Raw genomic sequence first — 26,795 nt, 5'->3', positions numbered from 1 at the left:
GTTCACGGGGGTATTGCCGCTTATCCTGCGGCTTCATTGGGTTACGGCACGACCTCATAAGGCGTGTCGAACCAGTGTTCTTCCAGATTTGAGCCACTGCCGATCCGGTCCACCACCGCGAACAGACCGAGGCTATGCAGAGGCGTCAAAACACCATGCCACGTGCCGCGGTGATAGTTCACCATCTGACCCGGCTTGGTAATGAAAGCGCGCGGAACACCGGGCAACCCGGCGTCGTCTGGTGCGACAATCACCAGAAAGGGTTGATGCGTCATGGGAATGAATGCCTGGCTTCCATCAGGGTGGCGCTCGACCATCTCAAGCGTGTAAGGCAGCGCACGCGGATTGGCGTTGAACAGGCTTATCCCGGCCTGGCCGTCGGCAAAGTCCAGCTTCGCCCGATCGTGAAACCGGCCACATTGCCCCTGGTTTATGATCTTGTCCGGCGCTCCGGACGCCTCGACCAGATCGCCGAAGGGGGCAAATGCTTCTTCCGAGATCACCTCTGCCACGATCCGCCGGGTCATGATGGCAAAACGTCCCGCAAGCGGAACTCTGCAATCCGTTCAACCTGACGGCAGGCTTCGGCAAGTTCCGTTGTGCGATCCTGTTCGATGCGCCGCTGAAAAGCTTCGAGGATCGACGCCTTGTTGTGGTCTCGTACCGCGATGATGAAAGGGAAACCGAATGTCTGAGTGTAGCGCTGGTTCAGATCGGTGAACGTCTCGCGTTCGGCATCGGTCAGTGCGTCCAAACCTGCTGACGCTTGCTCGGACGTGCTTTCCTGCGTCAACCGCTTGGCCTGCGCCAGCTTACCCGCCAGATCCGGATGCGCGGTCAGGACGCCCAGACGCTCATCTTCAGACGCCGAACGGAACATCCGCGTCAACGCGCTATGCACCCCCCCTGCGGTGTCATGTGCCGGGCCCAGTTCCAGATCAAAGGCGCGTTCGGCAATCCAGGCTGAGTGTTCAAAAATTCCGCCGAACGCCTCAACAAATGCGGCACGGTCCATCTGAGATGGTCGTGCGCGATGCACCGGTGGATGAGTGGTCGCCCAATGCTGCGCGATTTGCAGACGCGTTGCGAACCAGACATCAGAAAAGCCCTGCGCATAATCCAAGAACCGTTTCAGCGCCATCACCCGACCCGGGCGGCCAATCAGGCGGCAATGCAAACCGATCGAGAGCATCTTGGGCACCCCCGCCTCACCCTCGGCATACAGCGCGTCGAAACTGTCTTTCAGGTACGAGAAAAACTGATCGCCCGAGTTGAATCCTTGAGGCGTCGCAAAACGCATGTCGTTGCAATCCAGCGTGTAAGGCACGATCAACTGATCCCGCCCTCCCGTCTGCATCCAGTAGGGAAGATCGTCCGCATAAGTGTCCGCAACATAGGCAAAGCCGCCCTCTTCCGCGACCAAACGCACCGTGTTTTCAGAACAGCGCCCTGTGTACCACCCGCGCGGACGGTCACCGACAACTTCGGTGTGCAAACGTATAGCCTCGGCGATGTGCGCGCGTTCTTCTTCCGGGGCCATGTCTTTGTGCTCAACCCATTTGAGACCGTGGCTGGCAATCTCCCATCCAGCGGATTTCATCGCCGCCACCTGATCTGGCGAGCGCGCCAGAGATGTTGCCACGCCATATACCGTGATCGGCAGATCCTTCATCAGCCGATGCAGACGCCAGAACCCGGCACGCGCGCCGTACTCATAGATCGACTCCATGTTCCAGTGCCGCTGACCTGGCCATTGCGCGGCCCCCACGATCTCGGATAGAAACGCCTCGGACGCGTCATCGCCATGAAGTACGCAGTTTTCGCCGCCCTCCTCATAATTCAGCACGATCTGTACGGCTAGCTTGGCCTCGCCTGGCCATTTCACCTCGGGCGGGGTTGCTCCGTATCCGATCATGTCACGAGGGTAACGCGGCGGCTGCATGGTATTGTCCGTTCCTATATCTGTTTCCATCAGGCTTATCCCAGAACGCGCACTTTGATTATCAAATCAATCCGAACGCTGTTTCCGGTTCTTTCGGCATTTCAACTGTTTTGAACCTTGCGCCAGACTGCAACAAATCAAAAGACACATAAAAGGAGAGACCGGTGGCAGGCTATTTGACAACCCATGTTCTGGATACCGCGCGTGGCTGCCCTGCCGGGGGGCTGAAAATTGCGCTCTACAGCGTGTCCGGAAACTCTCATCGCAAGCTGGTTGAGATGGAGACCAACACGGATGGCCGTACGGACAGCCCGATCTTGCCGCAGGACGCGTTCAAACCCGGTACTTATGAACTGATCTTCTTTGCAGGGGATTACTTGCGCGCAACAGGTCAGGACGGAGGCGACCCCTTGTTTCTGGACCAGGTCCCCATCCGGTTCGGCATGTCCGACCCAGAGGCACATTACCACGTTCCGCTTCTGCTATCGCCATACGGCTATTCAACTTATCGCGGCAGCTGATCGAAAAAAGAGTGTTCCCGCCGGTTGCTGTCCGTTTTGCAGAGGTGGGAGCCGTCTTAGGCTGGAAACTCTGTATTTCGGACGATTTTTCCGATTCGTTCGATCATGAAATCCATGAACAAGCGTGCTTTCGGGTCTTGATGCCGCCGGTGCGTGTATAGACAGGCCATCTGCACGGAAACCGGCGGCGTTTCCGTTGCAACCGGGACCAGACGTCCCGATTTGAGGTGCTCGGCGATCTCAAAAACGGGCTTCATTGCAATCCCCTGCCCTGACAAAGCCCAATCCGTTAAAACATCTCCATCATCACATTCAAACCGCCCCGACACCGCAAAGCGTTTCGGTCCCTCAGGGGTTTCCAGCATCCACTGATACTCGGCCGCTCCTGGAAAGCGCAGGTTAAGGCATTCATGTTTGTCGGCGACCAGATCAACCCCGGTTGATGGCATACCGCAACGTGACACGTAGGCCGGGGCGGCACATAGCACGCGCTGGCAATCCGCGATCTTGCGAATGCGCAAGGTGCTGTCCTCGGGCTGGCCAATGAAAAACGCAAGGTCCAGCCCTTCGGTCGTCAGGTCAACAGATCGGTCTGTCAGGCGCAAACGCACGTCAACTTCTGGGTAAGCAGCCAGAAAATCAGGCACGTGCGGTGCCAGAAGACGGCGCCCCACCCCCAAAGGCGCCGCAACAAACAATGATCCGCGCGGGGCCTCGGTCAGATGGGAAACCTTGGCCTCGGCGTCGTCTACCGCATCCAATACCGCGACCGCTCCGGGATAAAACGCCTTGCCTTGCTCTGTCGGAGACAGATTGCGGGTCGTGCGCTGGAACAGGCGCACGCCCAGGTGGTCCTCAAGCTGAGAAATCCGCGCCGAAGTGACGGCCGGAGAAATTCTAAGGTCCCGCCCTGCTGCAGACATGCCGCCCAGATCATAGACCCTGACAAAGGTTCGGATATTGTCGAGATAAGACATCTTTTCGTTTTTTTTGATACAGTTTGACAATATACGGGAATACCGAAGAAAAGCCTGTTTGCCTAGTGTGTCGGCAACTAATCGGAGACCTCTGAAATGTACGACTTTGCCGTGTTCTGGGACTGGATGGCTTTTGCCGTGCGCTGGTTGCACGTGATCACCGCCATGGCCTGGATCGGATCCTCTTTTTATTTCATCGCACTCGACCTAGGTCTGAACCGCAATATTCCTGGTCCGGCAGATGGCGAGGAATGGCAGGTCCATGGCGGCGGCTTTTATCACATCCAGAAGTACTTGGTCGCACCAGAACGGATGCCCGATCACCTGACCTGGTTCAAATGGGAGAGCTATTCAACCTGGCTCAGCGGTGCAGCGCTGCTGATGATCGTCTATTGGGTCGGTGGAGAGCTGTATCTGATCGACGCGGGAAAGGCCGATCTGGCACTTTGGCAAGGTATTCTGATCTCGGCGGCCTCGCTTACCGTTGGATGGCTGGTTTATGATTTCCTTTGCAAATCAGGGCTTGGGGAACGCCCGACCTTGCTGATGGTTTTGCTGTTCGTACTGCTGGTGGCAATGGGTTGGGGGTACAACCAGATTTTCACCGGACGCGCGATGATGCTGCATCTGGGAGCGTTCACGGCCACGATCATGACGGCAAACGTGTTCTTCATTATCATGCCCAACCAGCGCATTGTGGTGGACGATCTGAAAAACGGGCGCATGCCGGATCCGAAATACGGCAAGATCGCCAAGTTGCGCTCGACGCACAACAACTATCTGACACTGCCCGTATTGTTCCTGATGCTGTCGAACCACTACCCGCTGGCGTTTGCAACGCAATACAACTGGATCATCGCTGCGCTAGTGTTCCTGATGGGCGTGACCATCCGGCACTATTTCAACACCCGCCATGCCCGTGCAGGCAATCCGACCTGGACGTGGTTGGCCACCGCACTGTTGTTCATTGCCATCATGTGGCTGTCGACGGCCCCCATGCACCAGCCGCTGGAAGAGGCCGAAGCACAGCCCCTGACGTCATACGAACAGAAGTTTGCTGATGCAGACGGGTTCGAAGACGCTCATGACATTGTTCTTGGGCGTTGCTCGATGTGCCACGCGCGCGAGCCGGTTTGGGAAGGCATTCTTTGGGCCCCAAAAGGTGTGCTCTTGGAAACCGAGGCCGACATTGCCAGAAATGCGCAGCAAATCTATTTGCAGGCTGGCGTCACCCACGCGATGCCTCCGGCAAACGTAACCTACATGGAACCCGAAGACCGTCAGGCCATCATCCGTTGGGTGCGCAACGCCGGACTGTAGCACAAACGCAATTTGCCCCAAAATTTCGCACCTGGCTCATAATCTCTCTCCCAGATCGCATTCGGATGCTCTAACCTGAATGCAAAGGACCGTGGCGAACACGGTGCATGATGTTTGGAACTGGGACATTTGGGGCAATTCATGCAAGGGAGCAAGCCGCAAGGCCGTGTGAGGCGCTGGCTGAGTGTCGCTGTTGTGGCTTTGGCCCCAAACTTGGCGATGGCATTAGAAACCAGCCTGACCGCCCCGGGTGCGTCCAAGGAGTTGGTGGATCGCCTGAAAGAGACGTCATCCGTAACCACGGCTGAAGAGCGCGGCCTGGACACCCCGCTGGAAATCCTTTCCGCCGCGCTTTCGGATTACCGAACGCTTGTGCAGATCCTCTATGATGAGGGGTATTTCAGCCCTGTTGTCAGCATAAAGCTCGATGGTCAGGAAGCCGCCGAAATGAGTTCGCTGACCGTGCCTGCAAAAATCGACCGGGCAGCAATTACCGTTGAGACCGGGCCCAGCTTCAAGTTTGGAACCGTCACGGTGCAGCCGCTGGCCCCCGAAACTGTTTTGCCCGAGGAATTTGCCACCGGCAAACTGGCGACAACCGGTGCCATTCAGCAGGCCACCTCTGCCGGTGTACAAGGGTGGCGGGATGCGGGTCATGCAAAGGCCGGGGTCGCGGGTCAGAGGGTCATCGCGCGTCATGCGCAGGCGCAACTGGATGCTCAGATCGAGCTGGATCCGGGGCGCAGGCTGACATTCGGCAAGATGTTCATCAAGGGCGACTCGGATGTGCGTCACAGGTCGATCAAAAAGATCGCCGGCTTTCCAAGCGGAGAGGTTTATTCTCCTGAAAAGATCCAAAGGGTGGGAACGCGTCTGCGCCGAACCGGCACGTTCAACGTGGTCTCGTTGCAAGAGCGTGAGACACCAAACCCTGATGGCACGCTGGATTTTGATGCAACGTTCGAGGACCTGCCCAAACGACGGTTGACCTTCGGGGTCGAGGTGGCCTCGCGCGATGGTGTTGACGTCACCGCAACCTGGACCCATCGCAACATGTTCAAACGTGCCGAGCGTCTGCGCTTTGAAGCGGCGATACGCAATATCGGCGGGGCCGAGGATATCGATGGCAGGATCGGGTTGCGTCTGGATCAACCGGATCGCCTGGGCCCGGACGACAACACATTCTGGAGCGCTCTGCTGGAACGGCGCAACACGGAAAACTACAACGTGTCGGTCGCGTCTTTGGCATATGGTGCACGCCGCACCTTTTCCGACAACTTGTATGCCGAAGCATCTGCAGGCTTTCAGCTGTCAGACGCCGACGACGCGTATGGCAGCGGTCGCAAGTTCAGGTATTTTATTGTGCCATTCCGGTCTGAATGGGACCAACGTGACAGCAAAGTCAGCGCCACACGCGGATTCTATCTGGACTCGCAAGTCATGCCCTTTGTCGGGATTTCCGGGACTGACACCGGTATCCGCCTGTTCTTTGACGGTCGGGCCTATACCAGTCTGGGAACAGGTGGCCGGATCGTTCTGGCCGGGCGCGCGCAACTGGGGTCAGTCATCGGTCCGCCAGCTGATGGCGTAACGCCTGATTTTCTGTTCTTCTCTGGCGGTGCGGGAACCGTTCGCGGGCAACCTTTTGAAAGCCTCGGTATTCCAGTCGGGACCGGCATCGCGGGCGGCAAGTCGTTTATTGGCTTGTCCGGTGAAGTCCGCGGCAAGGTCACCGACAGCCTGTCATTGGTCGGGTTCTACGATTACGGTGTAGTCGACACGTCCTCGTTCATTGGCAGCGGTGCCGAAGATCATTCTGGTGCTGGTATTGGCGTAAGATACGACCTGGGCGGATTTGGACCTTTGCGATTTGATCTCGCCTATCCGGTGAGTGGCCCTACTGGAGACGGACTGCAGTTTTACATCGGGATCGGACAGGCATTTTGAGACGCCACCTTTCATACACTCTGCTGATCGGAACGCTGTTACTTGCACCTGTCGCCGGTCTGGCGCAGGAGGAAGAAGGCGGCAGCATGATCGAACGGTTCCTGCAGGATACCCTGTCAGGTGACGATCAGAACGTTACCGTCTCGGGCCTGCACGGCGCGCTGAGTTCGCGGGCCACGATTGCCGAGATCACGATTGCCGACGACGAAGGGGTCTGGCTGACCATCACAGATGCCGTGCTGGATTGGAACCGCCTGGCGCTGATCCGTGGCCGGTTTTCAGTCAACGCCCTGACCGCACAGGAAATTGATATCGCCCGCACCCCGGGCACCACCACCAAGGATACTCCGCCCCCTGCGGCCGAGACGCAGGCCTTTCAACTGCCCGAGCTTCCCGTCGCCATCGAAATCGGCGAAATCCGCATCAGCGAGCTGGCCCTGGGCGAGCCCTTGATCGGCGCAGCAGCAGAGCTGGCCGTGAATGGAAACCTGTCACTTGCCGATGGCACATTGGATACCAATCTCGACATCACCCGGCTGGACCGCGCAGGGGACGAAATCAAGCTGAGCGCTGGATTTCAGAACGCCGACAGTCAAATCGATCTTGACCTACAGGTGACCGAAGCTGCGGGTGGCCTGATTTCGACGGCTCTCAAGATCCCTGACAGCCCGCCCATTGGGTTGACGGCAAAAGGGTCAGGTCCGGTAAGCGATTTTACCGCAGACATTGGCCTCAGCAGCGATGGCCAGCCGCGTGTGACCGGGCAAGTTCGATTGCGGGCGGCCCCAACCGCCGCTGCAAGCGCCGAAGAAGGTATTGCCTTTACTGCCGATCTCGGTGGGGATCTGACACCCTTTGTCGCTGACAACATGGATACGTTTTTCGGCACCAAGACACTGTTGTTTGTAGACGGTCGAACCGAACCCGATGGCGCGCTGAACATCAGCGACCTTGAGCTGACCTCACAAGCGCTGAACCTGAAGGGTGAACTGCAACTGGCCGCCGGTGGTCAGCTGCAATTGGCCGCACTACAGGGACGGATCACACCGCCGGACGGGCAAAGTGTGGTTCTGCCAATTTCGGGCGGTGATACATCCATCGAAGCAGCACAGATTTCGGCACTGTTTGATGAGCAAAACGGCAACCTGTGGGATCTGAGCCTGACGGCCAACGGTGTGAAAACACCGCAGATCGATTTGCAACGCGCGCAGATATCGGCACAGGGGACGCTGGAACAGGGGACGGCCCTGCAACTGGATGGCGATCTTCAGGCTGCACTGGACGGGATCGATCTGGCCGACGATGCGCTGAACGCAGCCATTGGCGACCGCGTCACGCTGGATGGTCTGTTCGCCTATGGCAGTGATCAAACGGTGAACCTGTCGGGCTTGGAACTGGTTGGCTCAGATTATGAACTGGGACTGGACGCTGTGATCAGCGGCCTGTCCACCGGTCTGGCCGTGGATGGCACCGCCACATTGCAGGCCAGGGACCTGTCGCGGTTTTCGGACCTTGCGCAGATGGAGCTTGGCGGGCGGGCTTCTGCCCGGCTTGTCGGGAAAGGCGCACCGCTGGAGGGTAGCTTCGACGGCAAGCTTGAGGTGGAGGGAAATGACCTGTCCACCGGGCGCGGCGACATTGACCCCGTTATCCGAGGAAACACCACAATCACCGTGGATGCCAAGCGCGGCGCAGATGGGGTAACGATCCGGGATTTCACCCTGATCGGGGACACTCTGCGCGCGCAAGCTGACGGCGCAGTGACCACCCCCGGCGGAAACCTGACCATCGACGGGCAGGCCACGGTCAATGCCCAGGACCTGTCCATCTTCTCCGGCCTTGCAAATCGCGAGCTCGACGGCGCGCTACAGGCGCAGCTGAGCGGTACAGGCGCGGTTAAGACACTGGAATTCGACGGCACAGCCAGTGTGACAAGCCGGGATATCAAAACCGGTATGCCCGAGATTGACCCCCTGCTTGCTGGCCGGACCGAAATCACCTTTGACGGCGCGCTCAGCCAGGATCAAATAGAGATCCGCGACGCCCAGGTGAACGGGACTGCCCTTACGGCGCAAGCCGCGGCCACAATCGACGATCCAACAAATGCGCTGGCTGTGGACGGGCAAGCCAGCCTGAACATCCCGAACCTGTCTCTGTTCTCGGGCCTTGCCAAACGCGATTTGGCCGGGTCGGTAAAAACCGACCTTTCTGGGAACGGTGCGATGGGCAGCAAGAGCTTTGACGTGAAAGGCAATCTGGATGCGAATGACATCCAAACCGGAATCGACGTCGTAGACAAACTGATCCAAGGGCGCACGACCTTGACCGTGGATGCGCAGAATGGCGATGACGGGCTGGATATCCGCAGCTTCCAATTGAAGGGAACCGCCCTGTCAGCAGAGGCATCCGGAAAACTGGACCGGGATGCCGGAGGGCTGAACTTTACAGCTGCGCTAGACGATCTGGGCCGACTGTCTGAAACCGTTACAGGCCCATTGAAACTGGATGGAAACGTCGCGCCCACAAGCAAGGGATTTGAAGGCACAGCCAATTTGCAGGGGCCGGACAGCTCCTATGCCAAGGTCGCGGGCTCGGTGGACACGAACGGCGCAGCTGATCTGGATTTCGATGCAAAGTTCAACCGGATTGAGCGGTTTGTACCCGAATTCCCAGGCACTATTGCAGCGTCGGGCAATGCAAAGCGGGACAATGGCGTCTGGACCATCGACGCCAAAGCCGAAGGGCCTGCTGACATCGCCAGTACCGTTGCCGGCACCTTCGACGAAGCCAGCACCGAGGCCGATCTGACCGCGCAAGGAGGCGTCAACCTCGGGATTGCAAACGTCTTTATCACGCCCAACAAGATCGATGGGTCGGCACGTTTCAACCTGACCCTTAAAGGGGCACCTAGTCTGGCCTCCCTGAGCGGATCTGTCACTACCTCTGGTACGTCTCTTGCTATTCCCGGTGCTGGCCAGACCATTACCGGTATCAGCGGCCAGATCGATCTGGCGCAAAGCCGTGCAACCATCAACCTCAGCGGCGGAGTGCGAGCCGGAGGCGGCTTTACCGTCAACGGGCCCGTTGACCTTACACCGCCTTTCAACGCCCAGATCACCACCGCCTTGAACGGCCTCGTGCTGACGGATCAACTGCTTTACGAAACCACCCTGAACGGCCAGATCGCAATGACCGGAGCACTGGTCGGAAACAGTTCGCTGGCCGGGCAAATCACTTTCGACGAAACCAACATCAATCTTGCAGCCGCCTCTGGCGCGGTCGGCGCAGCCCCGATCCCCGAGATTGAGCATGTCAACGAAAGCCTCCCCGCCTTTGTCACCCGAGAACGCGCAGGGTTGGTCGCAAAAGAAGACGAAGGACAAAGCAATTCCAGAATTGCGCTGGACATAAGTCTGCTGGCCCCCAAAGCCGTGTTTGTCCGTGGGCGGGGCGTGAACGCAGAACTGGGCGGCCGGATTTTCATCGGCGGTACCACCGCTGCCGTTATTCCGTCGGGCCAGATCGAACTGATCCGAGGGAATTTCGACATTCTGGGCCGCAGGTTGGCCCTGACAAAAGGCATCGTGACGCTACAGGGCGATCTGACGCCTTATATCGAGTTCGAATCTTCCGCCAGCACCTCGGACGGCACTGCCACGATTGAAATTGCAGGGCCCTTGGATTCGCCCGAAGTCAATGTGTTCTCTGACCCCGAACGCCCAGCTGAAGAAGCGCTGGCGATGCTGCTGTTCGGAAACCGTTTCTCAGAAATTTCTCCGTTCCTTATCGCGCAGATGGCGGCGTCTCTGGCCCAGCTCAGCGGCGCGGGTGGCGACGCAACCAAGGGTCTACGCGAATCCACGGGCGTGGATACAATTGACGTCGGCGCTTCGGAAAGCGGCGCGGGGCGGTTGGGGGCTGGCGCCTATCTGGGCGAGAACTTGTACACCGACTTTACCGTCAACACCGAAGGCGACACCGAGGTGAACCTGAACCTGGACGTGACCGACAACTTCACGGTCAAGGGCACGGTCGACGGTCGTGGCGATACAGGTATCGGGGTGTTTTTTGAACGGGACTACTAAAGCGTCACTTGCGGCGAATCCCAATCGGCTGACCGATCTGGAGCTCAGGTGGCAAAGACGCGTGATCCGTCACCATGCGGGCCAGTCGCGTGACAGCCCAATCCGGATAGGGCTCGGACCTTCCGGTTCGATGACTGACATTCATGAACAGCGCCTCTTGCGTAGCGCAAACAGTCTGATCGGGGGCCGATATCATCTGGGCAAAATAGTGCCCTCGTTTGTGATCCGCATCCAGCAATCGAAACCGGAAGCAGATCGTCATGTCCTCGGTTACCTCGCTCAGGAACTGCATGTGTGATTGCAGGATATAAGGCCCCTGCCCCAGCGCGGGGACCTGAGGTTCACCAAGGCCCAGTTGATCGACAAGCAGCCGTTCGAAGGCCATGTCGAACGCGACGCCATAATAGCCGACGTTCATATGCCCGTTATAGTCGATCCAGTCTGGTTGCAGCGCAAACTCGTGAATTTCAACGGGCGCATCGAACGGGCCCTCATGGCCGCTTAACGGCTGTGTATCCTGCGACATGGCTGAACAGTCCTCACTCGCCCGGATCTTCGAAGATCGCAACGGCGCGGATGAACCCTGCCGAAGCACCTTTGATCTTGAAAGGGAAACAGGAAATCTCAAACCCTGTCGGCGGAAGCGTTTCCAGATTGGTCAGCTTTTCCATGTGGCAGTACCCAATCTCCATCGAGGCGCGGTGCCCTTCCCAGATGATCGAGGGGTCATTGGTTTCTGCATAAACCTGCGCAGTCAGAGGGAATGGCGCATCCCAACTCCAGGCATCTGTTCCGGTCACCCGAACCCCGCGCTCGGTCAAGTACAAGGTCGCCTCACGGCCCATACCGCACCCTTTCATCAGATAGTCGGGTTGGCCGTACTGCGTCCCTGCCGACGTGTTGACCACTACGATGTCCAACGGGTTCAGCGTATGACCGATCCGCTTCAGCTCGGCTTCAACGTCCGCTGCGGTAACCACATAGCCATCCTCGAAATGACGGAAATCCAGTTTGACACCGGGGTTCATGCACCACTCCAGGGGAACCTCATCAATGGTGATCGCCCGCTCGCCCTTGTTCATCGTGGAATGGTGATGGTAGGGCGCGTCCAGATGGGTGCCGTTATGGGTTGCAATATGCAATCGCTCGACCGCCCAGCCCTCGCCCCCCGGCAGGTCTTCTTTCGCAAGGCCGGGGAAAAAACCCATGACCTGCTCGGCGGTCTGGTCATGGGCCATGTACTCGATCTCGGGCAGCATGATCGGCGGGTCCGATACAATGCCGGTTTCCAGCGGAACGGACAGGTCCACAAAACGCCGCGCCATTTATTCCTCCATAACTGATCTATGGTTTAGCGTTGGGCGCGCGCAACCAACTGTCAAGACGCGAAAAAGGCGGCCCGCAAAGACCGCCTTTTCGAAGGATCGTGTAGTTCCGGAGTTATTCCGCTGCGATGGCATCTTCGATCTTTTCGACCTTGATTGCAGAGAACTTGAACTCGGGGATCTTGCCATAAGGGTCGATGGCCGAATTGGTTAGCATGTTCGCGGCTGCTTCAACATAGGCAAACGGGATAAAGACCATATCCTCGGCAATCGCCCGGTCGGCGCGCACCATGATCTCGATGGAACCGCGACGGGTCGTCAGGCGGATCATTTCACCCGGTTCGATCCCCATCAACTTAAGCGTGCGCGGGTTCATCGAGCAGTTCGCCTCGGGCTCCACCGCATCCAGAACAGCGGCACGGCGGGTCATTGAACCCGTATGCCAATGCTCCAGCTGGCGACCTGTTGTGGCGATCATCGGATACTCTTCATCCGGGGCTTCATCCGGCGGGATGATGCTGGCCGGTGTGAATTTCGCCTTGCCATCAGCCCGCGGGAAGCCATCGCCAAACACGATGGATTGGCCCGGGTCGGTTTCGCTGAGCGACGGATAGGTAATCGTCTCGGTTTCCAGCCGTTCCCAAGTAATGTTGTTCAGCGATTCCATGGTCAGCTTCATCTCGTTGAAAACCTGAGACACATCGGTGTAGTCCCAGTTCAGACCGATACGTTGCGCCAAATCGACCGTGATTGTCCAATCTTCACGCGCCTCGCCCGGAGGTGCCACCGCAGGACGCACACGCTGTACCTGACGGTTGGTGTTCGACACCGTGCCGTTCTTTTCATACAGCGCCGAGGCAGGCAGGATGATGTCGGCGTAATTCGCCGTCTCGGTCAGGAAAATGTCCTGCACGATCATCAGATCCAGCTTGGCCAGCGCATCACGCGCGTGATTCACATCCGGGTCGGACATGGCCGGGTTCTCACCCAGAATATACATCCCCTTGATGTTACGCGCATAGATCTGGTCGATGATCTCGGTGACGGTCAGGCCCTTTTCATTCGAGAAATCGTCCGAGCCCCAGACTTCGGTGAACTGCGCCCGAATGTTGTCATCGGTGACGGTCTTGTAATCCGGCAGGAACATCGGGATGAGGCCCGCATCAGATGCGCCCTGCACGTTGTTCTGGCCGCGCAACGGGTGCAGACCCGCGCCCGGTTTGCCTACGTTGCCCGTCATCAGAGCAAGGCTGATCAGGCAGCGGGAGTTGTCCGTGCCGTGGATATGCTGACTGACGCCCATGCCCCAGAAGATCAGACCAGCCTTGGCCTGCGCAAAGGTGCGGGCCACGCGGCGCAGCTGATCCGGCTCGATGCCGCAGATAGGCGCCATTGCCTCGGGCGTGAACTGTCGCAGGTGCTCTTTCTCGGCTTCCCAGTTCTCGGTCCAGCGGTGGATGTACTGGCTGTCATACAGCTCTTCCTCGACGATCACATTCATGATCGCGTTGAGCATCGAGACATCCGCACCGGGACGGAACTGCAGCATTTCGTCGGCAAACTTGCGCATACCGACGCCGCGCGGGTCCATCACGATCAGTTTGCCACCGCGCTTGGTGAACTGCTTGAAGTAGGTCGCAGCCACCGGGTGGTTTTCGATCGGGTTCGAGCCGATGATGATCGCCACGTCTGCGTTTTCGATCTCATTAAAGGTCGCGGTCACCGCGCCCGAGCCCACGTTTTCAATCAGGGCCGCCACGGATGAGGCGTGGCACAGACGGGTGCAGTGGTCAACGTTGTTGTGCTTGAACCCCTGACGGATGAACTTCTGGAACAGATAGGCCTCTTCGTTGGTGCACTTGGCCGAGCCAAAGCCAGCAACATTGCGCGGATCTTCGTCGCGCAGGGCTTTCAGCTTGGTGGCGGCCAGGTCCATCGCCTCTTCCCAGGTCGCTTCGCGGAAATGGGTGCCGATGTTACCGGGATCGACGTTCAGCCCCTTGGCAGGCGCATCCTCGCGCCGGATCAGCGGCTTGGTCAGGCGGTGCGGGTGATGGATATAGTCAAAGCCAAAGCGGCCTTTGACACACAAGCGACCTTCGTTTGCGGGGCCGTTGATGCCTTCGACATACTTGACCTTGCCATCCTTGACCTTCAGCGAGACCTTGCAGCCCACGCCACAGAACGGGCAGACGCTTTCGGTTTCGCTATCGTAGTCCTTGCTGTCGCCCAGTTGCTGATCGTTCAGCACTGTGGCGGGCATCAGGGCACCGGTCGGGCAGGCCTGAACGCATTCGCCGCAGGCGACACAAGTCGATGCGCCCATCGGGTCGTTCTGGTCGAACACCACCTGCGCCGTATGTCCGCGACCGGCCATCCCGATTACGTCATTCACCTGCACGTCACGGCAAGCGCGAACGCAGAGATTGCAGTTGATGCAGGCGTCCAGATTGACTCGCATGGCAACGTGGCTGTCATCCAGCAACGGGATTTTCTCGGCCTCTTTGGCCGGGAAGCGGCTGTCGCTGATATCGTTCAGCTTGGCCATGTCCCAGAAGTGGCTCGAGGCATCATGCGGCTGCTCGGGTTGGTCGGCGACCAGCAACTCCATCACCATCGCGCGCGATTTCTCGGCCCGGTCGGTGTCAGTCTTGACGACCATGCCCTCGGCGGCAGGACGGATGCATGAGGCGACCAGAGTGCGCTCGCCTTCCACCTCGACCATACAGGCGCGGCAATTGCCGTCAGGTGCATAGCCCGGTGCCGGCTTGTGGCACAGGTGCGGTATGATCAGGCCCTGGCCATTGGCCGCGTCCCAGATCGTGGTGCCCTCGGGCACGGTGACGTCATCGCCGTTCAGGTTGAAGGTGACGGTCTTGGTTGGGCTTGCATCAAGCATGGCTTTGTCTCCCTCAGATTTCGTCAGCGAAGTGTTTCATGACCAAACGGATCGGGTTCGGGGCCGCCTGCCCCAGACCGCAGATCGAGGCGTCGCCCATGACCTGACACAGGTCTTCCAGCAGGTCTTGATCCCATTTGTCGGCCTGCATCAGCTTCACCGCTTTTTCGCAGCCCGCCCGGCAGGGCGTACACTGGCCGCAGCTTTCATCCTCGAAGAACCGCAACATGTTCAGCGCCGCATCGCGGGCCGTGTCCTGATCGGACAGAACCACAACCGCAGCGGACCCGATAAAGGTGCCCAGCGGTTGCAAAGTGTCAAAGTCGAGCGGGACGTCGTCGATGTTCGAGGGGAGAAGACCTGACGACGGCCCGCCCGGTTGATACGCCTTGAACACATGGCCTTCGGCCATGCCGCCGGCGGCATCAATCACGTCAAGAATGGTCGAACCTGCGGGCAGCAGGTACACACCAGGCTTTGCCAAACGGCCCGAGACCGAATAACTGCGCAGGCCGGTGCGGCCATTCTTTTCAACTGAGTTCAGAACCTGGGGCCCCTCGCGGCAGATCTTGGAGACCCAATAAAGCGTCTCGACATTGTGCACCAAGGTCGGACGGTTAAAGACCCCGACCTGCGCCACAAACGGAGGACGATGACGCGGCAGTCCCTTTTTACCTTCGATCGACTCGATCATTGCGGATTCTTCACCGCAGATATAGGCACCGGCACCCCGGCGCAGGTCGATATAGCCTTTTTCGACGATCCCGGCGCTCTCCAGCGCGGCAATCTCACGAGCGAGAATTTCCAGAACCGCCGGATATTCGTCGCGCATGTAGATAAAGCAGGTCTCGGCCTCGACCGCCCAGGCAGCGATCAGCATACCTTCGAGGAAGACATGCGGCGTACGCTCCAGATAGTAGCGGTCCTTGAACGTGCCGGGCTCGCCTTCGTCCCCATTCACAGCCAGATAACGTGGGCCTTCATTCATGCGAACGAAGCCCCACTTCTTGCCGGATGGGAAGCCAGCGCCGCCCAGACCGCGCAGGCCCGAGGACAGGACGTCTTCCTGCACCTTCTCCCAATCGCCGCTGTCGCGCAGCTCTTTCAGCTTGGCGTAGCCGCCGTTTGCCTCATAGGTGGTGAAGGTTTCGTAGTCGGGCAGATGGGCGTGGGTATCGCCAGCCGCGATGGCGGCCTGCACCTTTTCGGGTGTCGCATGGTCGATATGGTTGTGACCGATTTCCAGCACCGGAGCGGTATCGCAACGGCCCATACAGGGCGCGCGCACAACGCGAACCTCGGAGGCGTCCAGCCCGTCTTCCAGCGCCTTCTGCAGCTGCTGGGCACCAGCCATCTCGCAGGACAGGGAATCGCAAACCCGGATGGTCAGTGCGGGCGGAGGCGTCTCGCCTTCTTTCACCACGTCGAAATGGGCATAGAAGGTGGCCGTCTCATAGATTTCCGCCTGACCGATCCGCATCTCAACGGCCAAGGCCGCGATGTGGTCGGCACTGATATGGCCGTGTTCGTCCTGAATCAAATGCAAAAATTCGATCAACAGGTCGCGGCGACGAGGGCGATTGCCCAACAGGCGTGTGATCTCGGCCTGTGCTTCATCCGTGAACTGACGGCCTTTGGGCGTGTGCCGCCCCTTGCCTTTACCTGACTTCCAGACGCCCTTGGGTGCGCCTGATGGCTTGGTATCTAATGGTGCCATGATGCCCTCCGATTGAGGCCCCGTGTCTCATCAGACTACCATATCGTCAAATCGCTTTTGGCAATCGCACGATAACGACACCTTATCACCGCAAAGACGTCACCACGGCGCGCAACGCCTGTACCGTTGGTAATTCCGGGTCGCGGCTGAGGGTGGCCAGACAAATCGGTTTGCTGACAACGGGATCAATCAGTGGCAGCACCTTTGTCCCCTTCAACTCGCCCAGCGCCCGCACCAGAACCCGAGGCACAACGGTCGCGGCCAGCCCCTCTCGGGCCATCACCATCGAGGCTGTGAAGCCGCTGGTTTCGGCCACAACGTCAGGGTGCAAACCCTGCTTTTCAAACACATGGTCCAGAATACGACGGTTTTGCATCTGTGGCTCAAGCAGGCTGAGCGGAAAATCCGCCACACGCGCCCAGGGGATCGGGCCGGTCTCATCGGTCATATGTGACGGAACCAGCAGAACATAAGTTTCTTCATACAATGGTTGCACCTGTCGCAGATCGGTGCCGATGCTGTCGCCATAGGTGATACCCGCATCCAAGCTGCCCTCGTCCAGCCGGTGCTGAATGGCGGATGCAGACATGGTTTCGATCCGCGTGATGATGCGTGGATGGGCATCACGCAATCGTTTGATCAGACGCCCCGTGAAAGCTATTGCGGTGGGGATCACGCCCAAGATCAGCGTGCCCGTGATCTCGCCTTTGGCGGCCAGCACTTGCTGCTCCAGCGCCTTGGTGTCGTCGAGGATACGCCGCGCCCGCTGAACGATCATCTCACCCTCTTCCGTCAGCCCCTGAAACCGGTTGGCACGCCGCACGATCGAGACGCCCAGCCGATCCTCGAGATTGCGGATTCGCATAGAGAATGCAGGTTGCGAAATCCCGCATTCCTCGGCCGCCTTCGCAAAATGCCGATGCCGCGCGAGGGCGCTTAGCAGTTGCAGGTCGCGGATTTCAATCATTTGGCACAATCTCGATAGGCTGGTCGAAACCCACATTAACGGGGTTTTAACCGGAGAGGAAAGAATGGCTAACTGACATGTCGAAAAACAGCGGTAACCTCAGATACCGAATTCCAATACGCGCAGTTCCGGGACCATACCGATAGTCGACTATGCGGACAAAACAGCCGTCGGCATCGCGGAAACGAATGTCTGCTCTATGCTGATGATTCAACGGGTGGTCGCAACACATCGGGCAAACTTTTTTGCCAACGTTTCGTATTGCAAGGTCTTTCTCAGGCGCTCGTTGAGCTGTCTGGCCACCGCGCATTGTGCCTTCCTTTTGATTCCCAGAAGTTGCTATTGGAGCGGCTTTCTCATCAAGACGAATGGTCCTTCCGGGTATGTTTGCAATTCCACAAATTCATAGCCGAGAGCTAAATAAAACTCCCGCGCGGTCAGTGAGGAATGAAGCATCATTTCCGGGATTGCCCTTTGTCGCGCCTCCTCTTCAATTCTTGAAACCAGCATTTTGCCCAACCCTCGCCCCTGATACCCACGGTCCACGAACATTGAACGCAGATAGTTATCTCTCAGCCCCACCGTTCCAACGAGTTCGGTGCCCATGAAGCAAAGAAGAATTAGCTCGTTTTCAATTCTTCCGGCGACCGGCTCCGACTCAAAAATCGCGCACAGCATATCGATTGACTTTTGATCGTAGTCCTTGGAATTTGAAACGCGAATTGTGCGCCGGATCAGCCCACTGAGCGGAACTACATCGGCAACAGTTGCCTGTCGGATTTTGAGCGACTTCATCGCGGCAAGCCTATCTCGGGACATGCGACATCGAAGAACTAGCAGATATGGCGAAAGCGGGCTGGAAGCATTTGGACTTCTCTATATCTTTCACAAAGGGGAACGGGTTCACAAACTTCATGGTGTGTCCTGCCGGAATTGTCGGATCAGATGATCCCATCACTATTGCAGACATTCTTTCGAGGCGCAGCATCGGTAACATTGGGCTCACACCGGTCCTTGGCCTCACCAAAGCACAACCCATAAGGTACTCAACCGAGCCGAAGCACTCTGCTGTTACGTATTGAACAAGAAATGCATCACATCGCCGTCCTTGACGATGTAGCCCTTACCCTCAGCCCGCATCTTGCCCGCCTCTTTGGCACCCTGCTCACCATCGGCAGATATGTAGTCATCATACGCGATGGTCTCGGCGCGGATGAAACCTTTTTCGAAATCACCATGGATCACCCCAGCGGCCTGCGGTGCAGCTGTGCCGGTTCGAATGGTCCAAGCACGTGCTTCTTTCGGGCCAACGGTGAAATAGGTTTCCAGCTTGAGCAGGTCGTAGCCGGCACGGATCAGACGGTCGAGGCCGGGTTCTTCCAAACCCATCTCTTCAAGGAACATCTGCGCTTCGTCGTCTTCCAGCAGGCTGATCTCTTCTTCGATCTTGGCGCTGATGATGACGTGGGAATTGCCCTGCGCCGCAGCCATCTTAGCGACCTTGGCTGAGTATTCATTTCCTTCGGAAGCTTCTTCCTCGGACACGTTGCAGACGTAAAGCACCGGCTTGGTGGTCAGCAGTTGCAGCATCTTCCAGGCTTTGGCGTCTTCTTCGCTGACTTCGACCAGACGCGCGGGTTTGCCGTTTTCCAGCATCGCTTGCGCCTCGGTCAACAGACGGTCTTGCTGCTGCGCCTCTTTGTCATTGCCCTTTAGCTTGCGCACCAGATTGGCGCGGCGCTTTTCTATGCTTTCCAGATCGGCCAGCATCAGCTCGGTCTCGATGGTGTCGGCATCGGCTACGGGATCGACCCTGCCATCCACATGGGTCACGTCGCCATCTTCGAAACAGCGCAGCACATGGGCAATGGCGTCGGTCTCGCGAATATTGGCCAGGAATTGATTTCCCAGCCCTTCACCCTTGGAGGCCCCCTTTACCAGACCAGCGATGTCTACAAATGTCATGCGCGTTGGAATGATCTGCTTGGACGACGCAATCGCGGCCAGTTTGTCCAGCCGATCATCCGGCACAGCCACATCGCCCACGTTGGGCTCGATGGTGCAAAACGGGAAGTTCGCTGCTTGTGCAGCTGCGGTTTTGGTCAGCGCGTTGAACAGGGTCGATTTGCCCACATTCGGCAGACCCACGATTCCCATTTTAAAGCCCATCACGGCCTCCTGCATAGAATACGAACGCAGCTTCTATGCAGGTCAGCCTCAATGCGCAAGCCATTGCTGGGCTGGTTACAGCTGAGTCTATTTCGACACATCACAAAAACGTTCCAAAAACGTGTTCTTGGTGGAATTGAAAAAATGGCCTTACGATAACCACTTAGCAGCGTACGACGAGATTTTACCGGTAGAACACTATGAAAAAGCTCTTACTTGCGACCGCGTTGGCGGCCTCCACATACGCAACAGCCCAGGCCCAGACTGTTATATTTGGTGCTGGATATGCGGACTTTTCCGACAGCGCATCAGAGGATCAAGCGCTTTTTTCCCTGGAATACCACCATAAGCCGTTTCATCAGGCGACCCGGTTCAGCGCGAGCTGGGGAACAGCATTGTCTGTTCATGACAATGGCGACTTTCACATCGGCTTAGGGTTGGTCGGACTATATTCGTTGAACGAACGCTGGTTCGTCGAAGGCAGCGTCATGCCGGGATATTTCAATACAAGTATTGATCTGAACGATTTGGGGGGTGACTTTCAGATCCGCAGCCTTCTGGGCCTTGGTTATACCCTGGACAACGGAAACAGCGTGTCGGTCGCGATCACACATAAGTCTAACGCCAGCACAAACGACGAAAACCCCGGAGTGAACGCAGTGCTGCTGCGGTATCATCTGGGCTTCTGATCTAATCCTGCCCTGGCGGGATTGATTTTCGGTCAAAGTTTCTGCACACGGGTCGAAACCCGAGTGCAAGGACATCCGATGACCCGTATCGACGCCAAGTTCGCCGCCCTGAAAGCCGATGGTAAGAAAGCCTTTGTCGCCTATGTCATGGCAGGAGACCCCGACTATGACACCTCGCTTGAAGTGGTCAAAGGCCTGCCGGGTGCTGGTGTAGACGTCATTGAACTGGGTCTGCCGTTCACCGACCCGATGGCCGATGGCCCCACCATTCAAGCCGCTGGACAACGCGCGCTGGATGGTGGCATGACCTTGCAACGCACATTGGATCTGGCGCGCGCGTTTCGGGAAACCGACGATACAACACCGATTGTGCTGATGGGGTACTACAACCCTATTTACAGCCGGGGTGTAGACGCCTTTCTGGCCGATGCCAAAGAGGTCGGCATTGACGGGCTGATCGTTGTCGACCTTCCCCCCGAGGAAGATGAGGAACTCTGCCTGCCCGCACAGGCAGCGGGCCTGAACTTCATTCGCCTGGCGACCCCCACCACGGATGACAAACGCCTGCCGCGCGTTCTGCAGAACACATCCGGTTTCGTATATTATGTCTCGATCACCGGGATCACCGGCGCGGCGGAAGCGCAGGCCACGGATGTCGGCCCCGAGGTCGCTCGTATCAAAGCCGCGACAGATTTGCCGGTAATCGTGGGCTTTGGCATCAACACGCCCGAGAAGTCCCGCAATATTGCAACGGTGTCCGACGGTGCTGTGGTTGGATCCGCGATTGTCAGCCAGATCGGGGCGGGCAAACCGGTGGCCGAAGTGTTGGACTTTGTGAAGTCTCTGTCGGATGGGGCGCACAGCGTCTGACCTCAATAGCGGATCACAAAGAGTCAAAAAAAACCCGCCGCGGAATGCCCTGACGCATTCCGTCCGATAGGAGGCTTCCCATCCTTTCCTGCCGGAGTTTATCCGGCAGGACATTGATTTTTATTTGAATTTCGATTTCAAAGTCGATGACAGATCGGCCTGATGCCCGGGACTTCGCAGTCCCGGGCTTCGTATTTGCGAGATTTGGCCAAAATAACAATCTGCGGGAAACGCTATGGCAAAACTGAAGGTGGGGGGTACTTTGTTCGAGAGCATCGAAAACCTATCGCTCGACCAGATCTACCCAGAGGTTGTCGGTCGAGTAAATTTGAACACATGCGGAAATCCGGATTGTGGAAATTTTGGCTTCGAATTCAATCCTGACATTCCTGACCCTCGTGGTGGGTCTTCGAAATTCAAACTGGCGGCTGCTTCGAGCGCAGCGATTTCCGCAGGTGCTGGGCAATACAAGCTGTCTTCCTCGGGCAAGAAAGAAGATGCGCGGGTTTCTTCCATCCTCGAATACGAGAACGAGCCAAGAGCATGGATGGATACAAGAACCATGGTATGCCAGCACAAGGCTGGGAACCGAAAATGTGGCTTGGGTCAGAAGGTTCTTTCCAATGCTCACCTCGTGGCGGAAACAAATCGCCTAAGGTCGATGAACGGCGTTCTGGATGGACCAAGATGCGGTAGCTGCGGAAAGCGGTATCTTGAGGATCCGACTGCGTTTGCCCTCGATGGAGCCAACGGCAAAACCACGCCCAGAAAAGGTAGCCGAAAGGGTGGAAAGCCCCTCGGAATGCGTGTCGTTTGCAAAGCATGCAAAGGCCAAAGAGGCTCCCGGTTTACGGTGTCCGCGCCGCATCGCCGGCAGAAGGAAAGAACTGAGAACATCCAAATCCTGAACCACCTGGTCAATGAGTCAGGAATGAGTGATATGCGCCGAATTTTCAGAAGCCCTGATGGCAGGCGACAGGTTGGCATGTCGCGGTTCTACGATCGCATATTTTGGCTTGAGGAAGTCCTCCTTGCTTATGAAAAGGCCCAGTTGGACAAGTGGCGTAAGGACCACGAACGCCTCGGGAAATTTCGCCATCACAAAATTGCCCATGACGATATTGTTCTTTCGGTGAACTGGGAGACGCGCACTGACCGCCGCCTGACTCAGTTGAATTGTTCGATCAGTGCGGATATCGATTCTGGCTACATTTACCGAATAGATGTCGATTTCGATCCCACCATCGATCCCGCCAATTATCTGCTCGACCACTACAGTGGCCGCAAAGGGCCAGTGAAGATCAGAAAGACTTATACCAAGGCAGACGGAACAACGTTCACCGCGCCCCTCTTGGAATTCCAACGACCTTCTGGGCGGTATGAAGAAGGAGCACTCGTCGCAGCTGCCGAGTCAGAATTCCGCCTCTTCGGTGAGAAGGTTCATGAAAAGCTCAAGCGAGCGAAGAGGACACCCGACGCGACCCTTCAGTTTGAGCTCGACAGAGCTGAGGAAAGGCGGCTCTCACTCAGCTTCCTTCGCAGGTTCTATTTCAATCTCCCTCCGTCAGAGCGTGATACGCGAAACTCATTTTCGGGCATCATGACCCGCGATACCTACACAAAAGCGGCGCATCTCGAATGCCTGAGAGAAATGTTACCCTCCGGAAAGATAACGCTCGTCAGTGAACAGGAAGCGGCAATGGCGCGGGTAGTTCCGCACATCTTCCGGGAAGACATTAAGGAGGATTTGTTTGAATAGCTTGTAGTGAGCTTCAACAAGAAGGCAACCAAGGGTCAGATCACCTCAAAGTTCAACCGATACGACGCATCGCTCAGAAGGTTTCGGAATGCCAATCCGAACCTTGCACCTTATGAAGCGCTGCATGCATGGACTGAAGCAAGGCTGAAGCCTGCCTACAAACCTGGACGATCCGGGGATGCTCGGCCGTTTCCTATATCAAATTATGCGACACGTGCCTTCCCTGATCTTTGGATTCGAAGTCCTGTCCAGTTTGGCGGCGAGACAGACAAGGTTGTTGGATTCCCAATCCTATCAAGCCGCTACAGGCAGCAATTCAAAGCTTTGGGCATAGACTCTCAGATCAAGGATCCTGATCTTCGTAAGGCCATTACAAGACGCGTTGTCCGGGCGACATTGCAGCCGGCTTCGAGCTTCATGGAGGCTGTTCGTGAACGCATCAGTATGACTGATCGCGCAAGCAGTGGCGGGGCTCGAAAAGGTCCCTCGTTTGAGAACGGTGCCAGCTACAATCCCAGGGTTCTGATTGTGATCCTGAACATCTTCAGGGTTCACTATAATTTCTTCGAGTTTCGCCAATATGTGACATCTCGGAACAAGCATGACGAAACCGAAGAAGTAGAAATGACCATGAGTTTTATTGCCGTTCCCGGTGAGAACGTACGAATTCCCGTAGAGAAACATCGGAGACGGGCACCTATTGAAAACACGCCAGCCATTCGCTTGGGAGTGCAAAAAGTGTCGCCGGAAGATGACCAGCCTACGCTCCCGAACCTTTCTCGGGTTCTTTACAAGCCATGGCTTCTATACGGCACGCCTCTTTGGACGCGGCTGTCGTAAATGCCCATCGCAGAACAACTATTTCGGCTTGCAATTATTCGTCGGTACAGTTTTTTGAGAAGAAACTTTCGGCCCAGACCTGCCTTTGAGGCAGGCTGTAGCGAATGGCGTCTCCGAGCCCAGAGTGCAAATTGCTGCGGTCGGCCCAAATACGTGCGAAGCGTGCGTCGCTGCCGTTGGCCCTACAATGGATGGCCCATTCCGGACGTTGACCGCCACTTGAAGTGCTGCAACGCAGAGTTCTTCACAATCATATTTGATCCTATTGCATGTTCTTTCTGCTCACTCAGGCGCGACGGGCTGTTAACGGACCATGGACACATCTCTTTTTCGTTGTGCGTCTCGGACCAACGCCGCAAGCCGATAGAAGCCGTGTGCCATTTTTGTGTAGGGCGTCAGCAGGAAGAAGGTCAGGACCGATCCGAGGTGGATGGCCAGCAGTGCGGGCATCAGAGGTGTTGAACCGAGGGCGTAAAGAACCAGCCCGCTGAGCCCCACAAACCCGAGCAACAGGATGAAGCCGATATCCCCGCCCCAGGCCGACGGATCGCCGAGGTCTCGGTCTGACTTTAACTTGAGCAGCGCCATCGCACCGCACCCCACTGTCAGCAGCAGCCCCCCGGAAATCCCGAACAGTTTCGGCAACGACCAGAACCCGTTAGGCGCGTACATTCCGAAGACATAGTGCATGATCGTCGCCACCGAGGTCGACGCAAAGCACAGCAGAAAACCATACATAACAGCGTGGTGGATGTGACGTCGGCCCTGACTGAACCGGTCTTCGTCCTCGAAGTTACAACCCTCGCCATGGCCTGCGGCCAGATCCTGCATCTTGCCCGCGCGTTTGAGCGCAACCGTCAGATCAGACATCTGGATCGGTTTGCCACCAACCTCTGCCCAATAGCGCCTCAGGCTGAAGGCGATACTGAACAGAGGAAGCAGGAATGCAGGCGCAAAGATCGCGACCATCGCGTTGTGGGACAGGACGGCATAAAACCCTTCGCCTCCACTGGAACCGATGGCGCGGGTCGCCCAGAACAACAGGGAAAATCCGACCACCAACGCCAGGGCGATGGCTCCGCCATGGGTGTGGAACCGGCGTGCCAGCGGCTGCGGCCAGGCGAAGCTTTCCCAACTGTCGCGCCGCACTTCAGCCAGCGCCTTGGGCAGGTTCAGGTCAAACGCGTGAGGGGCGGTGTACTGACAGGCGTAGTAACAGCCCCGGCAGTTGTGGCACAGGTTGGCCAATTGCGTGATGTCCCCATCCGAGAACGCGCGCTCTGCGTGCAGCGACGGGAAGACCGAGCAATAACCCTCGCAATAGCGGCAGGCGTTGCAGATCTCGGCCTGGCGGCGGGCTTCCTGAATAAGATCAGTTTGCATAAGCGGCGGCCTCTCGTCCTGCGATGCGTCCAAAGACAGTTCCGATGGTCATGCCAAAGCCCGCCAGATAGCCTTGCCCAAGGATGGACCCGGCCATCGTTTCCCCGGCCGCCCAAAGGTTTTTGATCTTACCGCTGGGCGTCGAGCACTGGGCCGTCTCGTCAACCTTCAACCCAAGATAGGTAAAGGTCACGCCGGTCCGCAGCGAGTAGCCATAAAACGGCGGTTCAGTGATCGGGCGCGCCCAGTTGGTCTTGGGTGGGGTCAGGCCAGTGGTCGCGACTCCGTCCAGTTCGGTTGGATGAAATCCACTGGTGTCGCCGCATGCGGCGTTGAATTTACCGACGGTTGCTTTCAATTTGTCCGCGAGCAGGTCCATCATACCGGCCAATTCGTCCAACGTGTCCGCCTTCAGCGGCGGGAACACGGACGGCATGAACAGGTTCAGCGACTTTGCATCGATGATCACGTACCCCACCTGATCCGGCTGCGCCGCCACCAAACGGCCCCAGATCGCGTAGCGCTTGGGCCAGACGTCTTCGCCCTCGTCATAGAACCGCTCGGCATGTTTGTTCACGACGATGGAAAACGGAACGCAGTCCAGACGGGTGACGATGCCGCCGTCGAATTTCGGCGCGCGCCCGTCGATGGCAACGGCGTGGCATTGGGTCGGGCCGCCGACGCTTTCTACTCCTTGGTCCAGCAGATCAGACAGGACCACGCCTCGGTTGTACGGCGTTCCCCGGATCAGGAAGTTCTTGGCAGGCTCACCCCAGGCCCGGGTAAGCCAATCTGTGTCTGCCTGAAAGCCGCCGGAGGCAACGATGACCGCTTTGGGCGCGACGCGATGAGATTGGCCTTCATAGGTGTAATCCACCCACTCGATCTGGTCGCTGTTCAGTTCCAGATGCGTCACAGCGGCCTCATACAGCACATCTACACCCAGCCCCGCCGCCGTGCGGTAATAGGCATTCACCAGAGATTTGCCGCCCCCCATGAAAAACGCATTGGTCCGTGCCAATGACAATGTGCCGGAAAGCGAGGGCTGAAACCGAACCCCGTGTTCTTGCATCCAAGGAAGGCATTCTTCCGACGTTCGGATCGCGAGGCGGGCCAGATGTTCATCGGTTTTGCCGCCGGTGACTTTCAGTAGATCCGAGAGGTATTCGTCCTCACTGTATTCCTCAATCAGCGGCCCCAAAGGTGTCTTGTGCATACAGCGAAAGTTGCGCGTATGGCGGGAGTTTCCGCCGCGATAAGGTTTTGGCGCCGTTTCAAGGATCAAAACGCGCGCGCCGGCCTCAGCGGCAGTCATCGCAGCGCAGAGAGCCGCATTGCCGCCACCGATCACAGCGATATCGTAAGCTTCCTTTGGGGTGGCCATA

Annotated in this window: 20 protein-coding genes; 8 read left to right on the top strand and 12 right to left on the bottom strand. The window is 57.6% G+C overall.

All coding sequences use genetic code 11. The features are described 5' to 3' along the window. Positions 1-41: 41 nt before the first annotated feature. Positions 42-527, bottom strand: a complete 486-nt coding sequence (locus AC2FJZ_RS00580) for an ureidoglycolate lyase (protein ID WP_496775709.1) — start codon at positions 525-527, stop codon at positions 42-44. Beyond that, a complete protein-coding gene (gene puuE / locus AC2FJZ_RS00575; protein WP_496775905.1) occupies positions 524-1,942 on the bottom strand; it encodes an allantoinase PuuE in 1,419 nt (472 codons plus the stop codon). The genes AC2FJZ_RS00580 and puuE overlap by 4 nt, the downstream gene beginning before the upstream one ends. Before the next feature lie 164 nt (positions 1,943-2,106). Here puuE and uraH point away from each other — a divergent pair, with 164 nt between their 5' ends. Continuing rightward, positions 2,107-2,463 (top strand): hydroxyisourate hydrolase, encoded by a 357-nt coding sequence (gene uraH, locus AC2FJZ_RS00570; RefSeq protein ID WP_496775708.1) that lies wholly within the window; start codon positions 2,107-2,109, stop codon positions 2,461-2,463. A 56-nt stretch (positions 2,464-2,519) separates the two neighbouring features. Here uraH and AC2FJZ_RS00565 read toward each other — a convergent pair whose 3' ends face one another. Continuing rightward, positions 2,520-3,440 (bottom strand): LysR family transcriptional regulator, encoded by a 921-nt coding sequence (locus AC2FJZ_RS00565; protein ID WP_050603130.1) that lies wholly within the window; start codon positions 3,438-3,440, stop codon positions 2,520-2,522. 96 nt (positions 3,441-3,536) lie between these two features. Here AC2FJZ_RS00565 and AC2FJZ_RS00560 point away from each other — a divergent pair, with 96 nt between their 5' ends. The 3 genes from AC2FJZ_RS00560 to AC2FJZ_RS00550 all read left to right on the top strand — a co-directional run bounded on the left by AC2FJZ_RS00560 (position 3,537) and on the right by AC2FJZ_RS00550 (position 10,792). Next, complete coding sequence (locus tag AC2FJZ_RS00560) at positions 3,537-4,760, top strand: urate hydroxylase PuuD (protein WP_496667576.1); 1,224 nt, start codon at positions 3,537-3,539, stop codon at positions 4,758-4,760. Positions 4,761-4,901: 141 nt separating this feature from the next. Beyond that, entirely contained in the window at positions 4,902-6,707 is a 1,806-nt protein-coding gene (locus AC2FJZ_RS00555) for an autotransporter assembly complex protein TamA (protein WP_496775707.1), read from the top strand. Continuing rightward, a complete protein-coding gene (locus tag AC2FJZ_RS00550) occupies positions 6,704-10,792 on the top strand; it encodes a translocation/assembly module TamB domain-containing protein (RefSeq protein ID WP_496775706.1) in 4,089 nt (1,362 codons plus the stop codon). Before AC2FJZ_RS00555 ends, AC2FJZ_RS00550 begins: the two co-directional genes overlap by 4 nt. 4 nt (positions 10,793-10,796) lie before the next feature. Here the strand turns inward: AC2FJZ_RS00550 and AC2FJZ_RS00545 are convergent, their stop codons facing one another. The 7 genes from AC2FJZ_RS00545 to ychF form a co-directional block, all read right to left on the bottom strand. Beyond that, complete coding sequence (locus tag AC2FJZ_RS00545; protein WP_496667579.1) at positions 10,797-11,318, bottom strand: thioesterase family protein; 522 nt, start codon at positions 11,316-11,318, stop codon at positions 10,797-10,799. 13 nt (positions 11,319-11,331) lie between these two features. After that, positions 11,332-12,117, bottom strand: coding sequence for a cyclase family protein (locus AC2FJZ_RS00540; protein WP_496667580.1), 786 nt, complete (start codon positions 12,115-12,117; stop codon positions 11,332-11,334). A gap of 115 nt (positions 12,118-12,232) precedes the next feature. Next, positions 12,233-15,016 (bottom strand): formate dehydrogenase subunit alpha, encoded by a 2,784-nt coding sequence (fdhF, locus tag AC2FJZ_RS00535; protein ID WP_496775705.1) that lies wholly within the window; start codon positions 15,014-15,016, stop codon positions 12,233-12,235. Positions 15,017-15,029: 13 nt separating this feature from the next. After that, the gene (locus AC2FJZ_RS00530; RefSeq protein WP_496775704.1) at positions 15,030-16,733 is read right to left on the bottom strand and encodes an NAD(P)H-dependent oxidoreductase subunit E; all 1,704 of its coding nucleotides are present in this window, start codon (positions 16,731-16,733) and stop codon (positions 15,030-15,032) included. Between the two features lie 85 nt (positions 16,734-16,818). Then, positions 16,819-17,700 carry a LysR family transcriptional regulator gene (locus AC2FJZ_RS00525; RefSeq protein WP_496775703.1) on the bottom strand — a complete coding sequence of 294 codons (882 nt, stop codon included), beginning with the start codon at positions 17,698-17,700 and terminating at the stop codon, positions 16,819-16,821. 339 nt (positions 17,701-18,039) lie between these two features. Next, positions 18,040-18,495: a GNAT family N-acetyltransferase gene (locus AC2FJZ_RS00520; RefSeq protein WP_496775702.1), complete on the bottom strand. Its 456-nt coding sequence runs from the start codon at positions 18,493-18,495 to the stop codon at positions 18,040-18,042. 276 nt (positions 18,496-18,771) lie between these two features. Then, a complete protein-coding gene (ychF, locus tag AC2FJZ_RS00515; protein ID WP_496775701.1) occupies positions 18,772-19,869 on the bottom strand; it encodes a redox-regulated ATPase YchF in 1,098 nt (365 codons plus the stop codon). A 200-nt stretch (positions 19,870-20,069) separates the two neighbouring features. On the opposite strand from ychF, the gene AC2FJZ_RS00510 reads away from it, so the two are divergent. From AC2FJZ_RS00510 to AC2FJZ_RS00495, 4 genes are all read left to right on the top strand, one after another. Beyond that, a complete protein-coding gene (locus AC2FJZ_RS00510) occupies positions 20,070-20,558 on the top strand; it encodes an acyloxyacyl hydrolase (RefSeq protein ID WP_496775700.1) in 489 nt (162 codons plus the stop codon). A 78-nt stretch (positions 20,559-20,636) separates the two neighbouring features. Further along, positions 20,637-21,428: a tryptophan synthase subunit alpha gene (trpA, locus tag AC2FJZ_RS00505; RefSeq protein ID WP_050603120.1), complete on the top strand. Its 792-nt coding sequence runs from the start codon at positions 20,637-20,639 to the stop codon at positions 21,426-21,428. 235 nt (positions 21,429-21,663) lie between these two features. Next, entirely contained in the window at positions 21,664-23,187 is a 1,524-nt protein-coding gene (locus AC2FJZ_RS00500; RefSeq protein ID WP_496775699.1) for a hypothetical protein, read from the top strand. Between the two features lie 6 nt (positions 23,188-23,193). Next, positions 23,194-24,027, top strand: coding sequence for a hypothetical protein (locus AC2FJZ_RS00495; RefSeq protein ID WP_496775698.1), 834 nt, complete (start codon positions 23,194-23,196; stop codon positions 24,025-24,027). 303 nt (positions 24,028-24,330) lie between these two features. Here AC2FJZ_RS00495 and tcuB read toward each other — a convergent pair whose 3' ends face one another. Then, positions 24,331-25,410: a tricarballylate utilization 4Fe-4S protein TcuB gene (gene tcuB, locus AC2FJZ_RS00490; RefSeq protein ID WP_496775697.1), complete on the bottom strand. Its 1,080-nt coding sequence runs from the start codon at positions 25,408-25,410 to the stop codon at positions 24,331-24,333. After that, positions 25,400-26,794 (bottom strand): FAD-dependent tricarballylate dehydrogenase TcuA, encoded by a 1,395-nt coding sequence (gene tcuA / locus AC2FJZ_RS00485; RefSeq protein WP_496775696.1) that lies wholly within the window; start codon positions 26,792-26,794, stop codon positions 25,400-25,402. Before tcuA ends, tcuB begins: the two co-directional genes overlap by 11 nt. Position 26,795 lies beyond the last annotated feature (1 nt).

It is taken from the genome of Ruegeria sp. CDSA079, from assembly GCF_059612245.1.
This window is presented reverse-complemented; position numbering and strand designations above follow the sequence as displayed.